The organism is Azotobacter vinelandii CA, assembly GCF_000380335.1.
Classification (GTDB): domain Bacteria; phylum Pseudomonadota; class Gammaproteobacteria; order Pseudomonadales; family Pseudomonadaceae; genus Azotobacter; species Azotobacter vinelandii.
On record NC_021149.1, the window covers coordinates 355978 to 377768 of the forward strand.

At 66.3% G+C, this 21791-nt stretch carries 17 protein-coding genes and 1 pseudogene; 10 read left to right on the forward strand and 8 right to left on the reverse strand.

Annotated elements, in window-relative coordinates; translation table 11 throughout:
• Positions 1 to 5: 5 nt before the first annotated feature.
• From AVCA_RS01765 to AVCA_RS01780, 4 genes are all read right to left on the reverse strand, one after another.
• Positions 6 to 995 carry an ABC transporter substrate-binding protein gene (locus AVCA_RS01765; protein WP_012699064.1) on the reverse strand — a complete coding sequence of 330 codons (990 nt, stop codon included), beginning with the start codon at positions 993 to 995 and terminating at the stop codon, positions 6 to 8.
• A 195-nt stretch (positions 996 to 1190) separates the two neighbouring features.
• Positions 1191 to 2396, reverse strand: a complete 1206-nt coding sequence (locus AVCA_RS01770; protein ID WP_012699065.1) for an MFS transporter — start codon at positions 2394 to 2396, stop codon at positions 1191 to 1193.
• Positions 2397 to 2406: 10 nt separating this feature from the next.
• Entirely contained in the window at positions 2407 to 2640 is a 234-nt protein-coding gene (locus AVCA_RS01775) for a hypothetical protein (RefSeq protein ID WP_012699066.1), read from the reverse strand.
• A 176-nt stretch (positions 2641 to 2816) separates the two neighbouring features.
• Positions 2817 to 3722, reverse strand: a complete 906-nt coding sequence (locus AVCA_RS01780) for a LysR family transcriptional regulator (protein ID WP_012699067.1) — start codon at positions 3720 to 3722, stop codon at positions 2817 to 2819.
• 509 nt (positions 3723 to 4231) lie between these two features.
• On the opposite strand from AVCA_RS01780, the gene fdhD reads away from it, so the two are divergent.
• The 9 genes and pseudogenes from fdhD to AVCA_RS27100 all read left to right on the forward strand — a co-directional run bounded on the left by fdhD (position 4232) and on the right by AVCA_RS27100 (position 16448).
• Positions 4232 to 5059, forward strand: a complete 828-nt coding sequence (gene fdhD, locus AVCA_RS01785) for a formate dehydrogenase accessory sulfurtransferase FdhD (protein WP_012699068.1) — start codon at positions 4232 to 4234, stop codon at positions 5057 to 5059.
• Positions 5060 to 5162: 103 nt separating this feature from the next.
• The gene (gene fdnG, locus AVCA_RS01790) at positions 5163 to 8219 is read left to right on the forward strand and encodes a formate dehydrogenase-N subunit alpha (RefSeq protein WP_012699069.1); all 3057 of its coding nucleotides are present in this window, start codon (positions 5163 to 5165) and stop codon (positions 8217 to 8219) included.
• Positions 8220 to 8238: 19 nt separating this feature from the next.
• Complete coding sequence (fdxH, locus tag AVCA_RS01795) at positions 8239 to 9126, forward strand: formate dehydrogenase subunit beta (RefSeq protein WP_269147686.1); 888 nt, start codon at positions 8239 to 8241, stop codon at positions 9124 to 9126.
• Positions 9123 to 9770: a formate dehydrogenase subunit gamma gene (locus AVCA_RS01800; RefSeq protein ID WP_012699071.1), complete on the forward strand. Its 648-nt coding sequence runs from the start codon at positions 9123 to 9125 to the stop codon at positions 9768 to 9770. The genes fdxH and AVCA_RS01800 overlap by 4 nt, the downstream gene beginning before the upstream one ends.
• Positions 9767 to 10681, forward strand: coding sequence for a formate dehydrogenase accessory protein FdhE (fdhE, locus tag AVCA_RS01805; protein ID WP_012699072.1), 915 nt, complete (start codon positions 9767 to 9769; stop codon positions 10679 to 10681). The genes AVCA_RS01800 and fdhE overlap by 4 nt, the downstream gene beginning before the upstream one ends.
• A 188-nt stretch (positions 10682 to 10869) precedes the next feature.
• Positions 10870 to 11862 (forward strand): GTP 3',8-cyclase MoaA, encoded by a 993-nt coding sequence (gene moaA, locus AVCA_RS01810; RefSeq protein ID WP_041806867.1) that lies wholly within the window; start codon positions 10870 to 10872, stop codon positions 11860 to 11862.
• 473 nt (positions 11863 to 12335) lie between these two features.
• Positions 12336 to 12836, forward strand: a complete 501-nt coding sequence (locus AVCA_RS01815) for an RNA polymerase sigma factor (protein ID WP_231876240.1) — start codon at positions 12336 to 12338, stop codon at positions 12834 to 12836.
• A 44-nt stretch (positions 12837 to 12880) separates the two neighbouring features.
• On the forward strand, positions 12881 to 13888 hold the full coding sequence (locus AVCA_RS01820; RefSeq protein WP_012699076.1) for a FecR family protein: 1008 nt from the start codon (positions 12881 to 12883) through the stop codon (positions 13886 to 13888).
• 137 nt (positions 13889 to 14025) lie between these two features.
• A pseudogene (locus AVCA_RS27100) lies at positions 14026 to 16448 on the forward strand (TonB-dependent siderophore receptor).
• Between the two features lie 320 nt (positions 16449 to 16768).
• On the opposite strand, the gene AVCA_RS01830 reads toward AVCA_RS27100, so the two are convergent.
• Positions 16769 to 19513, reverse strand: a complete 2745-nt coding sequence (locus AVCA_RS01830; RefSeq protein ID WP_012699077.1) for a DUF3141 domain-containing protein — start codon at positions 19511 to 19513, stop codon at positions 16769 to 16771.
• 257 nt (positions 19514 to 19770) lie between these two features.
• Here AVCA_RS01830 and AVCA_RS01835 point away from each other — a divergent pair, with 257 nt between their 5' ends.
• Positions 19771 to 20310 carry a phasin family protein gene (locus AVCA_RS01835; RefSeq protein ID WP_231876241.1) on the forward strand — a complete coding sequence of 180 codons (540 nt, stop codon included), beginning with the start codon at positions 19771 to 19773 and terminating at the stop codon, positions 20308 to 20310.
• A gap of 51 nt (positions 20311 to 20361) precedes the next feature.
• On the opposite strand, the gene AVCA_RS01840 is transcribed toward AVCA_RS01835, so the two are convergent.
• The 3 genes from AVCA_RS01840 to AVCA_RS01850 all read right to left on the reverse strand — a co-directional run bounded on the left by AVCA_RS01840 (position 20362) and on the right by AVCA_RS01850 (position 21763).
• Positions 20362 to 20850: a nucleoside 2-deoxyribosyltransferase gene (locus AVCA_RS01840; protein ID WP_012699080.1), complete on the reverse strand. Its 489-nt coding sequence runs from the start codon at positions 20848 to 20850 to the stop codon at positions 20362 to 20364.
• A 111-nt stretch (positions 20851 to 20961) separates the two neighbouring features.
• Entirely contained in the window at positions 20962 to 21234 is a 273-nt protein-coding gene (locus tag AVCA_RS01845) for a DUF2790 domain-containing protein (RefSeq protein WP_012699081.1), read from the reverse strand.
• A 259-nt stretch (positions 21235 to 21493) separates the two neighbouring features.
• Complete coding sequence (locus tag AVCA_RS01850) at positions 21494 to 21763, reverse strand: DUF2790 domain-containing protein (protein WP_041806870.1); 270 nt, start codon at positions 21761 to 21763, stop codon at positions 21494 to 21496.
• Positions 21764 to 21791 lie beyond the last annotated feature (28 nt).

Consider the following 21791-nt stretch of genomic DNA (forward strand, 5'->3'; position numbering starts at 1 on the left):
CGGCCTCAGCCGGCGAACGCGGTCGCGAAACTGCGGTCCCACAGCGGACGCACGTCCACCGACCGCTCGATCACCCCGGCCTTGTGGAAGGTATCGGCCACGTCCTGCTGGCTGCGGATCGCCTCATCGTCCACCGCTACCAGGCGGCGCACCTGGCTCTCGTTGCGCAGCAGGGTGAGCACCGCCTCGATCGGCACGCCGATCTCCGCGGCGAGCGCCGCGGCGTAGCGTTCGTGGTTGGCCTGGCGCCAGGCGAAGGCCTTCTGCAGGCGCGCGAAATAGTCGGCGATCGCCGCCTGGCGCTGCGGATCGGCGATGGCCTCCGGCGCAGCGAAGAACAGATAGTTGCCCGACAGGTAGCCGTTGGCGCGCTTGAGCACCCGGGCGCCGACCGAGGTCTGCGCCAGCGGCACCGAATAGCCGTAGATGGCCCAGGCGTCGAGCTGGCCGGTGCGGAAGGCGGCGGCGCCGTCGGGCACCGTGAGGTTGATCGCCTGGATGTCGGCGAAGCTCAGGCCGACCTCGTCGAGCATCTTGGTCAGGTAGTACTGGGTGGTGGTGGCGCGCACGTAGCCGACGCGCTTGCCCTTCAGATCGGCGATGGAGCGGATCGGCGAATCCTTCGGCACCAGCACCGTCTGTTCGTTGACGTCGCCCTTGATCACTCCGACCACGCGGATGCGCGCGCCCTTGAGGTAGCCGAACAGCGGCGGGATCTCGCTGCCGTAGGCGAGATCCAGCGAACCGCCGTTCATCGCCTCGACCATCAGGTTGCCCGAGGCGAACTCCGCCCAGTCGATGGGGTAGGGCGTGTCGGCGAGGCCGGCGGCCTCCAGCAGCAGCTTGTCGCCGCCCTTGTACTGGGCCACGCGCAGCCGGCCCGGCGTGGCCGCCCCGGCGCGCCGGCCGTGGAGCAGCAGCGGCGACAGGGCCAGGGCGCCGGCGCTGCCGGCGAGAAAGCGGCGGCGCGACAGGCCGTCCGAAGGTTGCGACATCGGTATTCCCTCTCTTGGTATTCCATGCTGGAGAGGGATGCTAGCGCTCCGCTTTTAATTCATTAAGTGAATAATAATTCTATTGTTATATGTGTTTTGTGCATTTAAAAGGGCGCTCGGGGGAAGCCGGAGGCTGGCCTCGGCCAGCGCTGGATCGCCGGGCGCCGGCCGGGCCGGTGCCCTGCCGGGTGGGGATCAGGCGCGCGACCTCCGTTCGGCATGCAGGAACCCGATGAGCGCCAGACCGGGCAATGCGGCGCCCAGCACGACGACGCCGTGCCAGCCGACGCTTTCATACAGGGGACTGGCGATGGCGGAGCCCAGCGCGCCACCCAGGAAGATGCCGGTCATGTACAGCGCATTCAGCCTTGCCCGGCTGCCGGGCTCCAGTGCGTAGACCGCTCGCTGGCCCAGCACCATGTTCAACTGCACGGCGAAGTCCAGCAGTAGCGCGCAGATCGCCAGGCCCACCCAGCCTGCGCCGGGTATCGGCAGGCTGGCGATGAAGGCCAGCGGAGCCAGGATCAGGGCCGCCACGCTGGCGGGCCGCGTGTGGCCGGCATCGGCGAGGCGGCCGGCGATCGGCGCGGCGATGGCGCCGATCGCGCCGACCAGGGCGAACAGCGCGATCTCGCCCTGATCGAGCCCCTGGTGGCGCGCCAGTTCGAGCGGCGCCACGGTCCAGAACAGGCTGAACGAGGCGAACATCAGGCTCTGATGGAGCGCCCGCCGGCGCAGCGTCGAGTAGCGCCGGAGCAGGTCCAGCAAGGAGGCGAGCAGCCGGCCGTAAGAGATGCGCCGAGCGGGCTCGTGACGGGGAATGGTGACGGCGACGACCACGGCGATCCCGGCCATCATGGCCGCCGCGACGAAGAAGACCGCGCGCCAGCCGAACTGTCCGGCGATCAGGCTGGCCGCCGGACGCGCCAGGAGGATGCCGAGTAGCAGGCCGCTCATGATGTTGCCGACGACCCGTCCGCGGGTCCGCTCCGGCGCCAGGTGGGCGGCCAGGGGAATCAGCATCTGCACTGTGACGGAACTCAGGCCGACCAGCAGCGAGAGGGCCAGGAACAGGCCCGGCGAGGAGGCGAGTCCGGCGCCCAGCAGACAGACGAGCGCGGCGGCGGTGGTGAGCAGCATCAGCCTGCGGTTTTCCAGCAGGTCGGCGAGCGGTACCAGGAGCAGCAGGCCCAGCGCATAGCCGATCTGGGTCAGGGAGACGATCAGGCCGGCGCCTTCCGGGCGCATGCCGATCGAGGGGGCGATCAGGCCGATGATCGGCTGGGCGTAGTACAGATTGGCGACGATGGCGCCGCAACAGATCGCGAAGAGCAGGACCAGGCCCCGGGAAAGCGATTCCTGCCCGAGCTTCGTGGCGCTGGAGTTGGCGAATGCGTTCATGGCGGGTCCCTCAGCCGATCAGTGACGGATAGTCGATGTAGCCCTCGGCAGCACCACCGAAGAAGGTGCTGCTGTCAGGCGTGTCCAGGGGCGCCCGGCGGCGGAATCGCTCGGGCAGGTCGGGATTGGCGATGAACGGCCGACCGAAGGCGATGGCGTCGGCGCGTCTCGGTGGCGCCATGACGATCCGCTGGGGCAGGTCCGGCTCGCCGAGGCTGATGGGGTCGAAGAGAGAAGGGTGCACGGGTAGGCCTCCAGGGCTTATCGCATCGGGAGTCCTTACGTTATTTCCCGGCCGGGGCGCGGAGAATCGGCGCCCGGAGCAACGGTCCGTTGCGCCGATTCGAACGGCGCCGGCCGGCCGGGATTCCGCGCGGCGCCGGAGCGGCCGCAACGGGGCTTTGCCGGGAGGCGCGCGGCTCAGCCGGGCTCGCCGATGATTTCCCGGAGAAACTCGATGAATGCGCCGACCCGCCGCGAACCCCGGTGATTGGGCAGGTACAGGACATTGATGGCCGAACTGAGGTTGCCGGGCGTGGCCTCGTAGTCCGCCAGAAGGTGCCTCAGCAGTCCTTTGCCGACATCCTCCCCGACCAGCCAGTCGGATAGCAGGGCCACACCTCTGCCGGCGAGCGCCGCCTCGCGCAGGATGTCCGCGTTGTTGCTTCGCAGACGTCCCCGGACATCGACCCGGATGCGCTCGTCGCCTTTGCGGAAGCTCCAGTGCGGTTCCGTCGTCGCGTAGGCGAACGTGAGGCAGTCGTGCTCGACGAGCTGCTCCGGGTGGACTAGGCGGTCCCGGCCCGCCAGGTATTCCGGGCTCGCCACCACCCAGCGGCGAAACTCGCCGATCCTCAGGCTGACCACATCGTCGTTGAGCATCGAAGTGCCCAGGCGCACGGCGACATCGGCCCGCTCGCCGAGCAGGTCGATGATTTCGTCGCTCAAGATCAGGCTGATTTCCAGGGCCGGATGGCGATCGAGCAGTCGGCCCAGGCGGGGCGCGATGACCCGCCGCCCGAACTCGACCGGCACGCTGGCGCTCAGGCGTCCCCTGGCCTCGCTGCCCCGGTCGGTAATGGTGGCGTCGGCTTCCTCGATGGCTTTCAGGATGGCCACCGCGTGTGCGTAATAGCGCTCCCCGGCCTCGGTCACGCTGACATTGCGGGTGTTGCGATTCAGCAGCACGGTCCCCAGTTCGGACTCCAGGGCGGTGACCATCCGGGTGACGGACGAGGTGGCGATACCGAGACGCCTGGCGGCGGCGGAGAAACCGGCGCTTCTCACCGTTTCCACGAACATTTTCAGGGCGAGCATCTTGTCCATAGCCGACTTCCGGGTCCGCGACCGGCGCAAGTATGTAACGGGGCCGACCGGCAAGTCCTGCCCGGATGCGCCTGGATACCGCGCTGTCCGGAGGTGGCCCCGGTCGAGGAGGCGGGGCGTGCTGGAGTCCTGCCGGTCCGCCGGTCGAGGCGGGGCTTCATGCCGCCTTTCCGACGACTGCCTTTCGTGAACAACCCGCTGGGTTTACACAGCTGGAGCCCGGCTAATTCCTTAAGTCAATGATGATTCCGCTCTCGCGTGCATTTCGTGCATTCGAAAAAGGGGCTCCAGGGTAGACCAAAGGCTAAGGGCGAGCGGTCGACGCGAGGGGGACGGTGTGGCGTCCCGGAGGGCGGAGCGCGCAGCGGCGCGGCTTGCGCGGCAGGATGTCGCAGTTGCGGGCGGGTCGATAGACGATATCGATCAAAGGATCGGCAATAGCGATTGGTCGGACCCTAGGAGCCACGAATAGACTTGACTTGTGTCAAATCATCGCCGAGTGCGCCGCCATGCCGCATCACGCCAGTCACCCCGCCAAGGAGCCTCCCCCGACCGTCGCGGGAACTTATCGCTATGCCGATCTGGACCAGCCTGCGCGGGTTTGCGAGACGCAGTTGGCCACCGAGTGCGCGCTGGCGATCAGCTACAACGGCCTCGGCCATGCGGTGATGATGGTCACCCCGGAGGCGCTGGAGGACTTCGTCCAGGGTTTCACTCTGACCGCCGGCATCATCGATAGTGCCGATGAAATCTACGATATGCGGCTCGTCGAGGACGCCGAAGCCTGGCGGGCCGAGGTGCGGATTTCCAGCCGTGCCTTCTGGCGGCTCAAGCAGCAGCGCCGCCGGCTGGCCGGCAGCAGCGGCTGCGGCATCTGCGGGGTGGAGGCGCTGGAGCAGGCGCTGCCGCGACTCACGGCGCTCGATCCGGCGCCGCTGCCGCCGGCCGGACAGCTCGCGAACCTGCGCGAGCGCATCGCCGCCGAGCAGCGCCTGGCCCGCCGCAGCGGCGCCCTGCATGCCGCGCTGTTCGTCGACGGAGACGGCGAGATCCGCCTGTGCCGCGAGGACATCGGCCGGCACAACGCCCTCGACAAGCTGATCGGCGCCCTCGTGCGCGAACGACTGGGGGCCGGCCGCGGCTTCGCCGTGGTCACCAGCCGCTGCGGCGTCGAACTGTTGCACAAGGCGGTGCGCGCCGGCATCGGCACCCTGGTCGGGCTGTCGGCGCCCACCGCGCTGACCGTGGACTGGGCGCGCCGCCACCATCTCAACCTGATCCACCTGCCGCACCACAGCGCGGCGCGGGTCTACAGCCCGGTACCCCGCGCTCCGTAAGCGCCGTTCCGCCGCCGGCGCGGCCTGCAACCCGATCGAAAGTCCCGAGCGTTTCCCGCCGCGAAGCGCGGAGCGCGCTCGTCCCTCTTTTCAGGAGATCCTCATGGAACTTGGCAGAAGACAGTTCTTCAAGCTCTGTACCGCCGGGGTGGCCGGCGCCACCGCCGCCACCCTGGGCTTCGCCCCCGGCGTGGCCAACGCCACCCAACCGCGCCAGTACAAGCTGCTGCGCGCCAAGGAGACCCGCAACAACTGCACCTACTGTTCGGTGGGCTGCGGGGTGCTGATGTACAGCCTGGGCGACGGCGCGAAGAACGCCAAGCCGCGCATCTTCCACATCGAGGGCGACCCGGACCATCCGGTCAGCCGCGGTTCGCTGTGCCCGAAGGGCGCCGGCCTGGTCGACTTCATCCACAGCGAGCAGCGTCTGCAGTATCCCGAGTACCGCGCGCCGGGCTCGGACAAGTGGCAGCGGATAAGCTGGGAAGAGGCCATCGAGCGCATCGCCCGGCTGATGAAGGACGACCGCGACGCCAACTTCGTCGAGAAGAACGCCGCCGGCGTCACCGTGAACCGCTGGCTGACCACCGGCATGCTCTGCTCCTCGGCGGCCAGCAACGAGACCGGCGCCCTCGACTGGCGCTTCACCCGCGCCCTCGGCATTCTCGGCATGGACTGCCAGGCGCGGCTCTGCCACGGTCCGACGGTGTCCGCCCTGGCGCCCAGCTTCGGCCGCGGCGCGATGACCAACAACTGGGTGGACATCAAGAACGCCAACGTCGTGCTGGTGATGGGCGGCAATCCCGCCGAGGCCCACCCGGTGGGCTTCAAGTGGGCCATCGAGGCGAAGATCCGCAACGGCGCCAAGCTGATCGTGGTCGACCCGCGCTTCAACCGCAGCGCCGCGGTCGCCGACCTCTACACGCCGATCCGCGCCGGCTCCGACGTGACCTTCCTGATGGGCGTGGTCAACTACCTGATCGCCAACGACAGGATCCAGCACGAGTACGTGCGCGCCTACACCAACGCGAGCCTGCTGGTGCGCGACGATTTCGGCTTCGACGAGGGCCTGTTCAGCGGCTACGACGAGGTGAAGAAGCAGTACGACCGCAGTTCCTGGGCCTATCAGCTCGACGAGAACGGCCACGCCCGGCGCGACCCGACCCTCAGCCATCCGCGCTGCGTGTGGAACCTCCTCAAGCAGCACGTCAGCCGCTACACCCCGGAAATGGTCACGCGCCTGTGCGGCACGCCGAAGGAGGATTTCCTGGAGATCTGCCGGCTGCTCGGCGACACCAGCGCGCCGGACAAGACCGCGACCTTCCTCTACGCTCTCGGCTGGACCCACCACACCAGCGGCGTGCAGATCATCCGCGGCGCGGCGATGATCCAGCTGTTGCTCGGCAACATCGGCATGCCCGGCGGCGGCATCAACGCCCTGCGCGGCCACTCGAACATCCAGGGTTACACCGACCTCGGCCTGCTCTCGGTGCGCATGCCCGGTTACCTGAACCTGCCCTCGGAGCGCCAGCCCGACCTGGCCACCTACCTCGCGCAGAGCACGCCCAAGGCGCTGCTGCCCGGCCAGGTGAACTACTGGCAGAACACCGAGAAGTTCTTCGTCAGCCTGATGAAGAGCGTCTGGGGCGACAAGGCGACCAGGGACAACGACTGGGGCTTCGACTGGCTGCCCAAGTGGGACGTCGAGTACGACGTGCTGCGCTATATGGAGCTGATGTACGAGGGCAAGGTCAACGGCTACCTCGCCCAGGGCTTCAACCCGATCGCCGCCTTCCCGGACAAGAACAAGGCGGTCGCCGCCCTGTCCAGGCTCAAGTACCTGGTGGTGATCGACCCGCTGGTCACCGAAAGCTCGAACTTCTGGCAGAACCACGGCGAAGCCAACGACGTGAATCCCGCCGAGATCCAGACCGAGGTGTTCCGCCTGCCGTCGTCCTGCTTCGCCGAGGAGAACGGCTCGATCGCCAACTCCGGGCGCTGGCTGCAGTGGCACTGGGCCGGGGCGGCGCCGCCGGCCGAGGCCTGGCACGACGGCAAGATCCTCGGCCACCTGTTCCTCCGGCTGCGCGAGCTGTACGAGCGGGAGGGCGGCGCCAATCCCGCGCCGCTGCTCAACATGGCCTGGAACTACAGCGATCCGGAGGACCCGGCGCCCGAGGAGGTCGCCCGGGAGGCCAACGGCTACGCCCTGGCCGACCTCTACGATCCGCAGGGCAACCTGCTGGCGAAAAAGGGCGAGCTGCTGCGCGACTTCTCCCTGCTGCGCGCCGACGGCAGCACCGCCAGCTTCTGCTGGGTCTTCGCCGGCTCCTGGACCGAGGCCGGCAACCAGATGGCGCGGCGCGACAACGCCAGCGACGGCCAGGGCCTCGGCAGCACGCCGGGCTGGGCCTGGTCCTGGCCGCAGAACCGCCGCATCCTCTACAACCGCGCCTCGGTCGACCCGCAGGGCAAGCCCTGGGACCCGAAACGCAAGCTGATCGAGTGGAACGGCCAGCGCTGGAGCGGCATCGACGTCGCCGACTTCGCCGCCACCGTCGCGCCGGGCAGCGAGGCCAATCCGTTCATCATGCTGCCCGAGGGCCTCGGCCGGCTGTTCGCGGTCGGCGCTCTGGGCGACGGGCCCTTCCCCGAACACTACGAGCCGATCGAGTCGCCGCTGGCGGAAAACCCGCTGCACCCGAAGGTCACCTTCAACCCGACCACCCGGCTGTTCGACAACGACCGCCAGCGCATGGGCACCGCGGCGGACTTCCCCTACGTCGCCACCACCTACTCGATCACCGAGATGTTCCGTCACTGGACCAAGGCCTCGCGGCTCAACGCCATCGTCCAGCCCGAGCAGTTCGTCGAGATCGGCGAACAGCTTGCGGCGCAGAAGGGCATCCGCGCCGGCGACACCGTCAAGGTCAGCTCGATGCGCGGCTTCATCAAGGCCAAGGCGGTGGTGACCAAGCGCATCGCCACCCTGGAGATCGACGGCCAGCCGGTCGACACCGTCGGCATCCCCTGTCACTGGGGCTTTACGGGCACCACCCGCAAGGGCTTTCTGGCCAACACCCTGACGCCCGCGGTTGGCGACGCCAACGCGCAGACGCCGGAGTACAAGGCCTTCCTCGTGAACATCGAAAAGGTCTGACGGAGGGTTCTTCATGTCCATGCAATCCCAAGACATCGTCAAGCGCTCGGCGACCAGCGCGCTGACCCCGCCGACCCAGGTCCGCGACCACCAGGCGGAAGTCGCCAAGCTGATCGACGTGAGCATCTGCATCGGCTGCAAGGCCTGCCAGGTCGCCTGCTCGGAGTGGAACGACCTGCGCGACGAGGTCGGCCACAACGTCGGCGTCTACGACAACCCCACCGACCTCAGCGCCAAGAGCTGGACGGTGATGCGCTTCGACGAGGTGCAGCAGGAGAACGGCCGGCTGGAATGGCTGATCCGCAAGGACGGCTGCATGCACTGCGCCGATCCCGGCTGCCTGAAGGCCTGCCCGAGCCCGGGCGCCATCGTCCAGTACGCCAACGGCATCGTCGACTTCCAGTCCGAGCACTGCATCGGCTGCGGCTACTGCGTCGCCGGCTGCCCGTTCAACGTGCCGCGGCTCAGCCAGGAGGACAACAAGGCCTACAAGTGCACCCTGTGCTCCGACCGCGTGGCGGTGGGCCAGGAGCCGGCCTGCGCCAAGACCTGCCCGACCGGGGCGATCAACTTCGGCACCAAGGCCGACATGCGCGATCTGGCCGGCCAGCGCGTCGAGGAGCTGCAGGGGCGCGGCTACGCCAACGCCGGCCTCTACGATCCGCAGGGCGTCGGCGGCACCCATGTGATGTACGTGCTGCACCACGCCGACCGGCCCGAGCTGTACCACGAACTGCCCAGGGACCCGCGCATCAGCAGCGCGATCCAGGGCTGGAAGGGCTGGATGAAGCCAGCCGCCGCGGTGGCCTTCTTCGCCACCCTGGCCGGCACCCTGTTCCACTACGTCGGCGTCGGCCCGAACCAGGTGGACGAACACGCCGACGAGCACGAGGAGACCGAGGCATGAACAAGCGCGACATGATCCTGCGCACCCGCTTCCCCGAGCGCGCCTGCCACTGGGTGATGGTGATCTGCTTTTTCCTCGCCGCGTTCTCCGGGCTGTCCTGGTTCTTCCCGACTCTCAGCGGTCTGGGGGCCGTGCTCGGCACGCCGCAGATGGCGCGCATCCTGCACCCCTTCCTCGGCGTCGTGGTGTTCCTCGCCCTGGTCTACCTGTTCGTCCGCTTCGTCAAGTACAACCTGCCGGAGCGCGAGGACCTGGCCTGGTTCGCCAACGTCAAGGACGTGCTGCTCGGCAAGCACGACAAGCCCCTGCTGATCGGCAAGTACAACGCCGGCCAGAAGATTCTGTTCTGGGGCATCATGAGCCTGATTTCCGTGCTGCTGCTCAGCGGCCTGGTGATCTGGCGGCCGTACTTCGCCCCGGCCTTCCCCATCCCGCTGATCCGCCTCGGCCTGTTCCTGCACGCCGCCGCCGGCATCGCGCTGATCCTTTTGATCCTCGGTCACGCCTACCTGGCCTTCTGGGTCAAGGGCTCGATCGCCGGGATGATCACCGGCTACGTCTCGCGTGCCTGGGCCCGGAGCCACCACGACCGCTGGTATCGGCAGATATCCGCCAAGCCGGCCAAGAGCGAGGGCGGCGAATGAACAGCATCCGCCTGGTCGCCGACGAACGGCCGAGCGGCGGCGTCGGCGCCATAGTGCCGCTGATCCTGCCCGCCGCGCAGCCGCATTACCGCCGCCGCGCCGCGCGCCTGCGCCAGCTCGCCGAGGGCCCCCCGATGGCCGACTACCTGCGCTTCGCCGCCGGTATCGCCGAGGCGCAGCAGCAGGCCGCCCAGGCGTTGCCGCTGCCCGAGGCGCTGGCCGCCGGCCTGCCCGCCCGTCTGGGCGGCGCACGGCCGCCGCTGGAGGCCGCCGGCCTGCCGCGCGAGCGGCACTGGCGCGAACTGTTGCAGGCGTTGTTCGAGCAACTGCGCGACGCCAGCCCGACCCCGGCCGTGGCGCAGACCCTCGCCGGCCTGCGCGGTTGCGACGCAACGGCCCTGGAAAAGCTGGCCGACGCCCTGCTGGCCGGCGATTACGCCAGGGTCGGCAGCGACCGCGCGCTTTTCCTCTGGGCCGCGCTGTCGCTGTACTGGCGGCAGATGGCCGCGCGCCTGCCGGCCGCCGGCCGCGCCGGGGTCGGCGAAGGACGCCAGTTCTGCCCGGTGTGCGGCAGCGCGCCGGTGGCCAGCGTGATCCGCGGCGGCGCCCAGAGCGGCCTGCGCTACCTGCACTGCGGGCTGTGCGAGAGCCGCTGGCACATGGTGCGCACCAAGTGCAGCAACTGCGAGGAGGGCGGCCGGCTCGACTACTGGTCGCTGGACAGCGAGCAGGCGGCGATCCGCGCGGAAAGCTGCGGCGACTGCCACGGCTACCTCAAGGTCCTCCACGAGGACCGCGACCCGCAGTTGGAGGTGATCGCCGACGACCTGGCCTCCCTGGCCCTGGATGCCGAGGTGGAGCGCCAGGGCTTTTCCCGCAGCGGCCTCAATCCGTTCCTTTTTCCGGGCTGAGCGGGGGCAGGGGAGATGGACGGTGGTCGAGATGCCTGCTGCCCCTCTCCCCGACCCTCTCCCCGACGGGGAGAGTGCGTAGGGTGGATAACGGCACAGCCTTATCCACCGTGCAGAACTCCGGTGGAAAACGCTGCGCGGTTTTCCACCCTACGACGATTCACCGAATCCCTTTGACGAGAATCCCCATGGCCAGTGCACTGCAAGACGGCTTCGGACGCACCATCGACTACCTGCGGCTGTCGGTGACCGACCGCTGCGACTTCCGCTGCGTCTACTGCATGGCCGAGGACATGCGCTTTTTGCCGCGCCGGCAGATCCTCGGCCTCGAGGAGCTGTACCGCCTGGCCCGGCTGTTCGTCGGCCGCGGGGTGAAGAAGATCCGCCTCACCGGCGGCGAGCCGCTGGTGCGTCGCGACATCCTCGGTCTGTGCGAGCGGATCGCCGCCTTGCCCGGTCTGCGCGAACTGGTGATGACCACCAACGGCTCGCAACTGGTCAGGCTGGCCCGGCCGCTGGCCGAGGCCGGGGTGAAGCGGCTCAACATCAGCCTGGACAGCCTGGACCCGGCGCGCTTTCGCGCCATCACCCGCAGCGGCGAGCTGGCGCGGGTGCTCGACGGCATCGAGGCGGCCCGCGGCGCCGGCTTCGAGCGGATCAAGCTGAATACCGTGGTGATGCAGGGGCGCAACGCCGACGAGGTGCTCGACCTGGTCGACTACGCCGTGGCGCGCGGGCTGGACATCAGCTTCATCGAGGAAATGCCGCTGGGCGAAGTCGGCCGCTCGCGCGGCGAGGCCTTCTGCTCCAGCGACGAAGTGAGGGCGCGGATCGCCAGCCGCTACGCGCTGCTCGACTGCGCCGAGCAGAGCGGCGGGCCGGCGCGCTACGTGCGCCTGCCGGCGCATCCGGCCAGCCGCATCGGCTTCATCTCGCCGCACAGCCACAACTTCTGCGCCAGTTGCAACCGCCTGCGGCTGACCGTCGAGGGCCGCCTGCTGCTCTGCCTCGGCCACGAACAGTCGCTGGACCTGCGCGCCCTGCTGCGCCGCCACCCGACCGACGACCGGCCGCTCGTGGACGCCATCGATCGCGCCCTGCTGCACAAGCCGCAGCAGCACGACTTCTCCGCGGGCGGGGAGGTTCAGGTGCTGCGTTTCATGAATGCCAGCGGAGGCTGAGGGAAACACCCGAAGCACCGCGCCCGGTCCGCGCCGTTTGCGCCGGGTCTGGGCGCGTTCCGGCAGCACGCTGGCCGGCGCGACTCCCGCGACTGTGGGAGCGAATTCATTCGCGACCCGCGCCGACGGCGCGGTGAGGCGGCGGCTGGCGGGTCGGTCGCGGAGAATTCCACTCCTACAGGGGGATTGGTGAAAATCCGTCGCATGACGGCCATCCGATGTGGGAGCGAATTCATTCGCGACCCGCGCCAGGGGCGCGGCAAACGTCGGCGACCCGCAGGACGGATTGGTCGGGGATGAATCCCCTACGGGGGATTGGCGAAAATCCAGCGCGACTCCTGCCTGCCCCGTGGCAGCAGGCAGGAAATCGTTCTGGCCGTTTCGGAAAAATATTGAGAATATTTCTCATGAAGACGGATCGCCTGCGTCGATCCGATACCGGTGCCCTGAAGAAGTCTGAGGAATGCCCGCTCATGTCCACGGAGCGCGAACGCTTGCTGTCCGCTTTCATCGAGCACCGCGATGCCTTGCTGGGTTATCTCCGCCAGCGCTTCGGCAGTCCCAGCCTGGCGGAAGACCTGGTCCAGGAAACCTGGCTGCGCCTTGCCAGGCATACGCCGGAGCGGGATATCGTCAATCCGCGTGCCTACCTGTTCCGCATCGCCACCAATCTGGGGACCGATCACCTGCGGCACCAGAACATGGGGGTCGAAATCCAGGCCGAAGACGAGGAGATCGCCCAGGTGCCGGCCCAGGCCGTGGACCCGGCGCGCGAGGTCCAGTCGCACGACGACCTCGAACGCCTGCTGGAAATCATCGACAACCTGCCGCCGCGCTGCCGGGAAATCTTCATTCTCTGCCGGGTCGAAGGGCTCAGCCACGCGCAGATCGCCGAGCGCCTGAACATTTCCAAGAGCACGGTCGTCTCGCAGATGGTCAAGGCCCTGGCGCGGCTCGAGCAGGCGATGGAATGAACCCATTAGACTGCTTGCCTCCGACGATTCAGGATAGCCAAGGCATGACCGATACCCGGAACGACAACCTGCTCGAACAGGCCCTCGAATGGTGTGTCCTGCTGCAGGACCCAAACGCAGGTCCCGAGGAGCGGGCGGGTTTCGCCGCCTGGCTGGAGACCAGCGAAGCGCACCGACAGGCCTGGCGGCGGGCCGAGGAGGTCTGGCGCCGCCTCGATCCCGTGGCGGAGCGGCTGGCGAGCGGAGCCGGCCCGTCCCCGGATCGGCTCGCAGCCACGCCAGCCGTCGCCCCGGTCCGACCCCAGGCGCTGAAGCCGGCATTCCGCCGCAAGACCCGAGCGCTCCGCGCCCTGGCAGCCATGCTCCTGCTCGGCGCGATCCTGGGCTGGCGCTACGATCCCGCCTGGCTGGCGGACTACCGTACCGCCGTCGCCGAACAGCGGGAGTGGCGGCTGGAGGACGGTTCGCTGATCCGCCTGGCGCCCGACAGCGCGCTGGACGTGGATTACGGTACGGCGCGGCGGCGGATTCGCCTGCATCGCGGCGAAGCCTGGTTCCGGGTGGCCGCCGATCCGGCGCGGCCGTTCGTGGTCGAGTCGGCGACCGGCCATACGCAGGCATTGGGCACGGCGTTCGATATCCGCCGGCGTGGCGATCGGGTACGGGTACTGGTCAGCGAACACCAGGTCCAGGTCAGTCTGGATCGGCAACGGCAGCGCCTGGAGCCGGGGCAGGCGCTGACCTATGACGCCGATGGCTTCTCACCGGTGAGAAACGTCGATGTGGCCAACGAGCTGGCCTGGCAAAACCAGCGACTGGTCTTTCAGGATGCGCCCCTGGCGCAGGTGCTGGCCGAATTGCAGCGCTACATGCCGGGCCGCCTGCAATTGACCGATTCGGCACTGGGAAGCCTGTCGGTGACCGCTGTCTTCGACACTCGCCAGCCACGGCAAGCCCTGGAGAGCCTGGCCGATGTGTTGGCCCTGCGCCTGACCCGCATCGGTCCCTGGCTGACCCTGGTGCGTCCCGGCGAGACGCAGGGACAGCAATGATCCGGCCAACGTTCGTGGGCCGCTGAGGAACTGGCAAAAAAGTTTTCGACGCGCATCGTTGTAGTCGCGCATTGGCCCGTCCCCTATGTGATGCGAACAAGAAGGATTCGCACCATATTGACGGAGCAATGTCCGAAATGCCCTACCCACCTCGCCGTTTTTCGCCGAAGCAACGCCTCGGCGCCCGCTTCCGACCCCTGTTGCTGGCCAGTGCGATCGGCTGCGTACTGGCGGAAATCCCGTCCGTACAGGCCCAGCAGGAAACCACCGCCGAGCAGCAGCGTAACTGGAACATCCCCGCCCAATCGCTCAGTGCCGCGCTGGTGAGCTGGTCGCAGATCAGCGGCGTGCAACTGTTCGCCGATACCGGACTGACCCGAAACCTCGTCTCGACCGCCGTCAGCGGCCGGTACGACGCCGCCGAAGCCCTGACACTCTTGCTATCCGGTACTGGCCTATCCGCGCATTTCCTGGCGCCGGATCGGGTGACGCTGGTCAAGTCGGTTGAGCAGCAGGGAGCTATGGCCCTGGATGCCATGCGAATAGAGGACAACTCACTTGGCACTATTACTGAGCAAACCAAGTCCTATACGCCAGGCACGATTGCTTCAGCTACTCGATTGGTACTGACGCCACGCGAAACGCCACAGACAGTTACTGTTGTGACGCGTCAGCATATGGATGATTTCAACCTCACAGACATCGATAAAGTAATAGAGCATACTCCAGGTGTGACCTTGCAGCGCCTGAGTAATTTTCGCTCCCTATACTATGCGCGTGGTTATCAAATTAGTAACTTTCAATACGATGGAATCCCCACGTTCGACGATAACGTAAACTCCATGGGGCAGACATCGAGCGATATGATCCAATATGACCGGGTGGAGGTCATCAAAGGGGCCAGTGGCTTGACTACGGGGGCAGGGAGCCCTGGTGCTACGCTCAATATGGTACGCAAAAAGCCTACCCATGAATTTTCTGGACATGCCACTGCCGAGATGGGGCGCTGGGATAACTACCGTACCGAATGGGATATCGGCGGCCCCCTGAATACAAGCGGTAGCGTTCGCGGAAGAGTTGCTGCTGCCTTCCAGGATAAACAATCTTTTCAAGATCACGCCAAGGAGCAAACCCGAGCAGCCTATGGAATATTGGAGGTGGATCTTTCTCCGCAGACGCTGTGGACCTTGGGCGGTAATTATGACAAGAGAACTCCAAATGGTGACATGTGGGGTGGGATTCGACTGATGGATAGCCATAACAATGAAACCAACGTACCTCGCTCTTACAATCCAGGGGCAAGCTGGAGTTATAATGAAGAATTTAGTCATGCTTTCTTCACTCAACTGGATCATGAGTTCGATAATGGCTGGAACAGTCGGCTTTACTTCACATTCCAGAGAAATGCCTACATTGGCAAACTAGGTAGCCTTAGTGACACTCCAGATGCTGACGATGGTAGCACTACCTTACAGACTGGGTATTACAGATATAAAACGAGAACACATGCATTGGAAGGCTATGCGCGTGGACCTTTTGAGCTCTTTGGGCGAACCCATGAGCTAGCCGTAGGGGTTAGTGGTTACCGTAACCACCTCAAGGGAAAGGGGCATCGCTACCTAATTCTGCCAGTGGATAATTTCTGGGAGTGGGATGGTGATATACAGAGGCCAGACTGGGGGGGATCAACTCAAGAAGAGAGACGAACATTAACCAGCGTGCCTATTATGCTAGCACTCGCCTCACCCTGACCGACGACCTTGCCGTGATTCTAGGCGGCCGTGTTACCAACTATCGCCGAGGTGGCGATAGTAATATGCGCGAAACAGGAGAGGTAGTTCCCTTTGCTGGAGTTACCTATGATCTGAATGATAATTTCTCGATTTACGCTAGCTATACCAAGATTTTTCAGCCACAAAGTGTTCGAGATGAAAACAATGCCGTACTCGATCCTGATGAGGGAGATAGCTATGAGGCCGGCTTCAAGGGCGAGTGGTTCAATGGCCGCTTGAATGCCAGTTTGGCCTATTTTGAAATTCGTCAAGATAATCGTGCCGAAAGTACTGGCGTTCGCAATGTGGAACATAACTATATCATATATGAAGGAGTGAAAGCCAAAAGCAAAGGCATTGAGCTAGAAGTAACAGGCGAGTTGATGCCGGGGTGGAACATTCAGGCAGGCTTCACTCATCAGGTTATTCGAGAGGATGAAACCAACGAAAAGCTGACGACCTATCAGCCGGAAAATCAATTCAAGATTTATACGACTTATCGGCTGCCAGGTGCGCTGAATAAACTCACCCTTGGCCTTGGCGCCAACTATCAGGGCACGACTTGGAGTGACGAAAATGATGCGTTAGGTAATCCCCACCAATATAGACAAGAGGCATTCTGGTTACTGAATGCGATGAGCAAATGTCAGATCACCAATAACCTTTCCGCTACATTGAATGTAAATAACCTGTTGGATAAATATTACTATAGTAACTATGGGTTTGGTAACGGCAAAATGTACGGTGAGCCTCGAAATATGATGCTGACTACTCGGTGGGACTTTTAAAGAGCATCAAACGATTCATCCATTGTCGGCCATGAAGCACTTCACCCCCTATTCTCGCTGGAAACATATCCGTTCCCTGAAGCCCGTCTCCTGTTGACGGGCTTCGATTTCTAGGTGGGTCCATAGGGGTGTGACGAGAAAAGGTCGATCTCATGAAGCGCTCCATTTCGACCGACCGCTCCTGGGGCGAACGAAAACTCGCTGGCTCGACGTTCCGGGACGAATACTTGCCGGCCCGCGCCGCAGGCCGGATAGAGGACCGGTACCCATTCTGCGCGCCGGCATGTTTGCCCCTTGAGTCCAGGGGCCATCTCGAAGGCCTAAGTATTGTCGCTAGGCTGAGTGCCGCCGGGCTTGCGCGGCCGGCGTGGTTTGACGGTTCGTTGTGCCGTCGTGCGCTTGGTCGCGGCGGCTTTGGCCGGGGGCTTTCCGCTGTCGGCCGGCGCGGCCTCGGCGCTGGGCAGGGTTTCCAGCGGCTCGCTGATCACGGTGTTGGCGCGGACGCGGATGTGCGGCTTGGGCGCTGCCTCCGCCGGGCTGGTTTCGGCCGGTGCCTGGCCAGCGGGTTCGGCCGGCGCTGCAATCGGTTCGGGCGCCGCGGCCTTGGGGGCCGCCGCCGTTTCCGTGGGCTCGGGGACGGCGGTCGGGACGGGCTCGATCAGTACCTCCTGCCGTTTGGCCGGAACGGCGGCGGTCTCGGCCGCGGGACGGATCTTCGGCTCGGCGGTCGGCGGCGTGCTTTCCGGGGTCGCGGCCGCATCCACCTCGGCGGGTTGCTCGGCCGTGGCGGGGGATTCCAGGCGCAGCAGGGCGAATTCCGCCGTCGGCAGCTCCAGCACCTCGAACAACTGGCGCCAGAGCGCGCCCAGCGGGCCGTCGCTGCGCTGCCAGCCGGGCTCGATGTTCAGCACCTCGGCGAGGATGCGCTGGCGCACGCTGGTATCGGGCAGCAGTTCGGGCAGCGTCTGCAGGCTCTCCTCGGGATAGGCGAACACCAGCAGGTTCTGCTGGCGGGTGATTTCCCGCAGGGTGGCGACGTCCGGGATGTGCGGATCGGCGTAGGCCCGGCGGCGGTAGTCCTTGACGATGCCTTCCAGCATGGCCTTGTCCAGCCGGCCGCTGGCCCTGGCGAGCAGCAGCAGGATGCGGATCGCCGCTTCCCGCGCGCCGCCCTGCGGCAAGGCGGCGTACAGGCGTTCGAGGAGGGTCCGCTCCCGCTCGCTGGCGAACTTCTCGGCCGCGCTGGTGCGCTGGCCGCCGGCGAGGGTGCTGAACCAGCCGTAGAGCGTATGGAAGGCCAGCTCCTGGCTGGCGTCGCGCAGGTCGCGCCAGGTATCCAGGGTGTTCTCGACGCTGTCGGAGAAGAATTCCTGCCAGGCCAGCAAGGGGTTGTCGGGGCGCACCGGATTACGCCGCCGGCGGGCCAGTTCGGCCGTGCCGGACAGCCACCAGGTCGCCGGATTCAGGCTGCTCCAGAGCTGCCGCTGCAGGTGGAAGGGATGGTGCTCGCGCAACTGCTCGGCGACCGGTTCATTGATCGCCCGGCTCAGCCAGGGGCGCACCGTCCAGTCGTAGAAGGTACTGCTGATCGCCGAAACGCGGTCGACCAGCTCGAATTCCCGCTCGTCGTCGTGGCCGTCGTCCTCGGCGAGGATGTCGGCGATCCGCCGCGACTCGAAGTGCACCTGGTAGGACTGGGCGCCGCCGTCGGGGTGCGGCACTTCGTCGATGATCAGCTCGAAGAGGCCGGGCGGCAGGGCCTTGATCGCGTCGATGGCGCCGATCAGCTGGCGGTGCTCGCGGCGCGCCACCTGGCCGGAGACGAAGATGCCCAGGTGGCCGGCGCTGGCGTGCTTGAGGTAGATGATGGTGCGCCCGGACGAATGCAGCGCCAGGTCGGAGGGATAGAGGTCGGCGATCCAGTTCAGGGCTTGCTGCGGCGGGGTGATGTTGTCGCCGTAGGAGCAGAACACCACCACCGGCGCCTCGATCTTGCGCAGGTCGGTGAGGGTGTTCTGGCCGCCGGTCAGGCGGTTGCCGATGAACAGTTCGTCGACGATGGTCTCGATCTCCTCGCTGTTGAACAGGTTGGGGCTGCCCCACCAGCGCTCGAAGTCGAGGAAGCGCTGCGCTTCGCTGTCCACGCTGGAGAAAAGGTCGTAGTACTTGCCCCACAGGGCATGGGCCGGATCGAGGTTCTCGAAGTTGTTGACCAGCCAGGTGCCGTCGAAGCGGCCGTTGCCGAGGTCGCTGCCCAGGCGGGTCATCCAGGCGCCGCCGAGCAGGCCGCCGGCGTAGCGCATGGGATTGCGGCCGTTGACCCCGGCCCAGTAGGACAGCGGGGCGCCGACCACGATCAGCAGCCCCGGCAGTTCCGGGCGCAGCGCCGCCAGTCCCATGAGCGCCCAGCCGGCCTGGCAGTTGCCGATCAGCACCGGCTTGCCGGCATGGGCGTGGCGCTCGCTGACCAGTTCGATGAAGCGGGCCTCGGCGAGGGCGATGTCGCTCAGCGTCTGGCCCGGTTCCGAGCTGTGGCTGAAGGAGATGAAGTAGGTCGGGTGCCCGGCGCGCAGGCTTTCGCCGATCTCCGAGTCCTCCTTGAAGCCGCCGATGCCGGCGCCGTGGCCGCCGCGCGGGTCGATGACGATCACCGGCGGCAGGGAAGGGTCGGTCGTCTGGCTCGGACCGGGCAGGATATGCAGCAGCGAATAGTTCACCGGGGCCGGCAGGTCACGGCCGTCGAGCAGCAGTTCGTAGTTGAACTTGAGCAGTGCCGGGTAGCCGGCGCGGCGGTGCTCGAGGGTGCCGTCGGCGCGCCGGCGCAGGGTGTCCCAGAACAGCAGGGTGCGCTGGTTGAAGTCGCTCAGGTAGTCGAGCCAGTCGCCGGGGCCGATCTGGCGCGTGGCGCAGGCGGTCAGTTTCTGCAGCGATTTTTCCTGGCGTCGCCGGATACCGTCCTGCAGGTTGTCCGACTGCAGCTTCTGCAGCTTGCCGATATGCTGGACGTAGTTGTGGAAAGAGGAGAAGCAGTCTTCCTGCTGCGCAAAAAAAGTCTCCTGGCTCATGATCACCCTCTTCGTGCTGGAGTAAGGCCAAACGGTGCGCTCCTCCGGAAGAAGCCAGCGGATTCGGATCCGTGGGTCATGGAGGCTCGGGGACAATGGCCCGTTTCTTATAGCGGAGGGTACACGATGGAGCAAACTTTTTTTGCAACGCAAAAACGTATGCGGCGAGACATCCGGGAACGTCATAATGCGCCGGACGGTCTGCCGCGGTCCGGCGCGTCTGGCCGACCCGGTCGTTGCCTTTGGGAGATTGAGACATGTCCAGCTTTGATTCGAATGTGTTCCAGAACGGCGTGCCGTCCGGTCTGGAGACCGCACGGCACCTCGGCGAGGGGGTGATCGAGGGCAGCGAGCGGCTCGTCCGGTTGCAGTTCCAGGCATTGCACACGGCCAGCGACCTGTTCTTCGCCAACTGGCGGCGGTTGCTTTCGGCGCCCGACCCGCGGGCGGCCGTCGAGTTGTCGCCGGCGGCCCAGGCGGTGCGGATGCTGGAGTACGGGCGACAGGCCCAGGAAGTGGCGGCGGCGAGTCAGAGGGTCTTGCTCGATCTGGCCCGGCGGCAGATGGACATCGGAGCCCGACAGATGCACGGCATGGTCGCGGAGGTGGCGAGGAACGCGCCGTCCGACGCCAAGCCCCTGGTGAACGCCCTGCAGGCGGCGGCGAAGGAGATCGACTGCCTGTACGGGCGCGGGCTGGAGGTCGCCGGGCGGGGACTGGCGCAGGCCGATGAGGCGATCCGCCCGACCCGCGAGGCCGGTAGCGCTGCCGCCGGCGCGCTCGAACCCAGGGAGTGACGGGACCGGGTTGCGACGGGCGCGTCTTCGCGGCGGCCCGTCGCTGCCGCGTCAGACGCCGAGATGGCGGGCCAGCCCGGCGAGTGCCGCTTCCGGGGTGGCGTCGTACCCCGTCCAACTGCAGGCCAGCATCAGGTTGCGCGGCAGGCCGAAATCCTCCACCAGCCAGCCCCGTGCGTCGCGTCCGTCCGCTCCATGGGGAACCTGGGCGCGCAGGTCGCCGGCCGGGGCGAAGCAGGCCCACACCGGTTTGCCGAGCGCCACGGCCATGCCCACTTCGAACACGGTGCCGGAGTCCGGCTCCAGGCCGCGAAAGGGTTCCAGGTTGGCCAGCACGGCGTCGGCGCTGCGCAGGAGGGCGATGTTCGCTTCGAGAGTCCACCGCGCCGCCGCGGCCGGGGTCAGTCCCGGCGGCAACCGATTGTCCAGTGGATAGAGGCCTTCGAGGCCATGCTCGGCGCACAGCCACTTGAGCCGGGCGCCGCGTTCGATGGCATCGGGCCGGAACACGTCCGGGCCGGCCAGATAGATCCTGGGCATGGTGTCTTCCTCGCTGCTTGGCCGGGCGGGACCGGCAGGGCGCCGGTTCCCGGCGTCAGCTTCGCGCGCGGGCGGGGAAGGGGCAAGCCCGGGCGAGAGCCATGGCCGGCCTCAGAAGCCGCCGCAGCCGCGGCCCATGACGCTGTATTCGAGGGTGTGCCGTTCGCCGTGACTGTCTTCGTAGACCATGTGGATCGGCACCACTTCGCAGACGTCGTCGGGGATATCGTCGGTGTGGATGACCCGGGCGATGTCCAGGTTCGTGGCGTATTCGTAGCGTTCGACATCCGTGGCGTTCGCCTCCTGCGCGGACTGCGTCCGGCCGTCGGCGGCGGCGGCCATGCACGAAAGACCGGCCAGTGCCAGCGAGATCAGGGCTTTCATCGGAGTACCTGTCGGGGTGGGCCGCTTCGGGCGCGCCGGCCGGCCCTGCGGAGGGGCCGGCCGGCGCCGATGCTCAACATGCGGAGAGAAGCGGCCGTTGGGCAAGGAGCCTTCCTGTGTCGTCAATTGCTCCGGAAGGCGGAACCACTTTAAGGAGCGCGGAGAGTGAATTACAGGGCCGATTGCGACAAGGAGCATTGAGCGGATCGGCAATAATGACGCCTGCCGCACTGGCGCTCCTCGCCGGGGCGTGCGGCGATCAGCCGTTCTGGCAGCCCTTGCCCGCGACCCGGTATTCGAGGATGTGGCGCTTGCCCTGGTGGTCCTCGTAGGTCATCTGTACCGGCACCACGCCGCAGACGTTGGGGATGTCGGGGCTTTTGATGACGTGGGCGATATCCAGATCCATGGCGTATTCGTAGCGTTCCACTTCCAACGATTCCTGGGTATTCGCAGGCGCGGAGGACTGTTCCTCGGCCACCGCCATGCACGAAACCCCAGCCAAAGCCAGCAAGGCCAACGCTTTCATCGAGAATCACCTTAGCGCGAAACTTTAT

Bases quoted from the DNA above. Each gene is read 5' to 3' on its own strand.
- AVCA_RS01765 (WP_012699064.1), bottom strand. From the start codon at position 995: ATGTCGCAACCTTCGGACGGCCTGTCGCGCCGCCGCTTTCTCGCCGGC.
- AVCA_RS01770 (WP_012699065.1), bottom strand. From the start codon at position 2,396: ATGAACGCATTCGCCAACTCCAGCGCCACGAAGCTCGGGCAGGAATCG.
- AVCA_RS01780 (WP_012699067.1), bottom strand. From the start codon at position 3,722: ATGGACAAGATGCTCGCCCTGAAAATGTTCGTGGAAACGGTGAGAAGC.
- fdhD (WP_012699068.1), top strand. From the start codon at position 4,232: ATGCCGCATCACGCCAGTCACCCCGCCAAGGAGCCTCCCCCGACCGTC.
- fdnG (WP_012699069.1), top strand. From the start codon at position 5,163: ATGGAACTTGGCAGAAGACAGTTCTTCAAGCTCTGTACCGCCGGGGTG.
- fdxH (WP_269147686.1), top strand. From the start codon at position 8,239: ATGCAATCCCAAGACATCGTCAAGCGCTCGGCGACCAGCGCGCTGACC.
- AVCA_RS01800 (WP_012699071.1), top strand. From the start codon at position 9,123: ATGAACAAGCGCGACATGATCCTGCGCACCCGCTTCCCCGAGCGCGCC.
- fdhE (WP_012699072.1), top strand. From the start codon at position 9,767: ATGAACAGCATCCGCCTGGTCGCCGACGAACGGCCGAGCGGCGGCGTC.
- moaA (WP_041806867.1), top strand. From the start codon at position 10,870: ATGGCCAGTGCACTGCAAGACGGCTTCGGACGCACCATCGACTACCTG.
- AVCA_RS01815 (WP_231876240.1), top strand. From the start codon at position 12,336: ATGTCCACGGAGCGCGAACGCTTGCTGTCCGCTTTCATCGAGCACCGC.
- AVCA_RS01820 (WP_012699076.1), top strand. From the start codon at position 12,881: ATGACCGATACCCGGAACGACAACCTGCTCGAACAGGCCCTCGAATGG.
- AVCA_RS01830 (WP_012699077.1), bottom strand. From the start codon at position 19,513: ATGAGCCAGGAGACTTTTTTTGCGCAGCAGGAAGACTGCTTCTCCTCT.
- AVCA_RS01835 (WP_231876241.1), top strand. From the start codon at position 19,771: ATGTCCAGCTTTGATTCGAATGTGTTCCAGAACGGCGTGCCGTCCGGT.
- AVCA_RS01840 (WP_012699080.1), bottom strand. From the start codon at position 20,850: ATGCCCAGGATCTATCTGGCCGGCCCGGACGTGTTCCGGCCCGATGCC.
- AVCA_RS01845 (WP_012699081.1), bottom strand. From the start codon at position 21,234: ATGAAAGCCCTGATCTCGCTGGCACTGGCCGGTCTTTCGTGCATGGCC.
- AVCA_RS01850 (WP_041806870.1), bottom strand. From the start codon at position 21,763: ATGAAAGCGTTGGCCTTGCTGGCTTTGGCTGGGGTTTCGTGCATGGCG.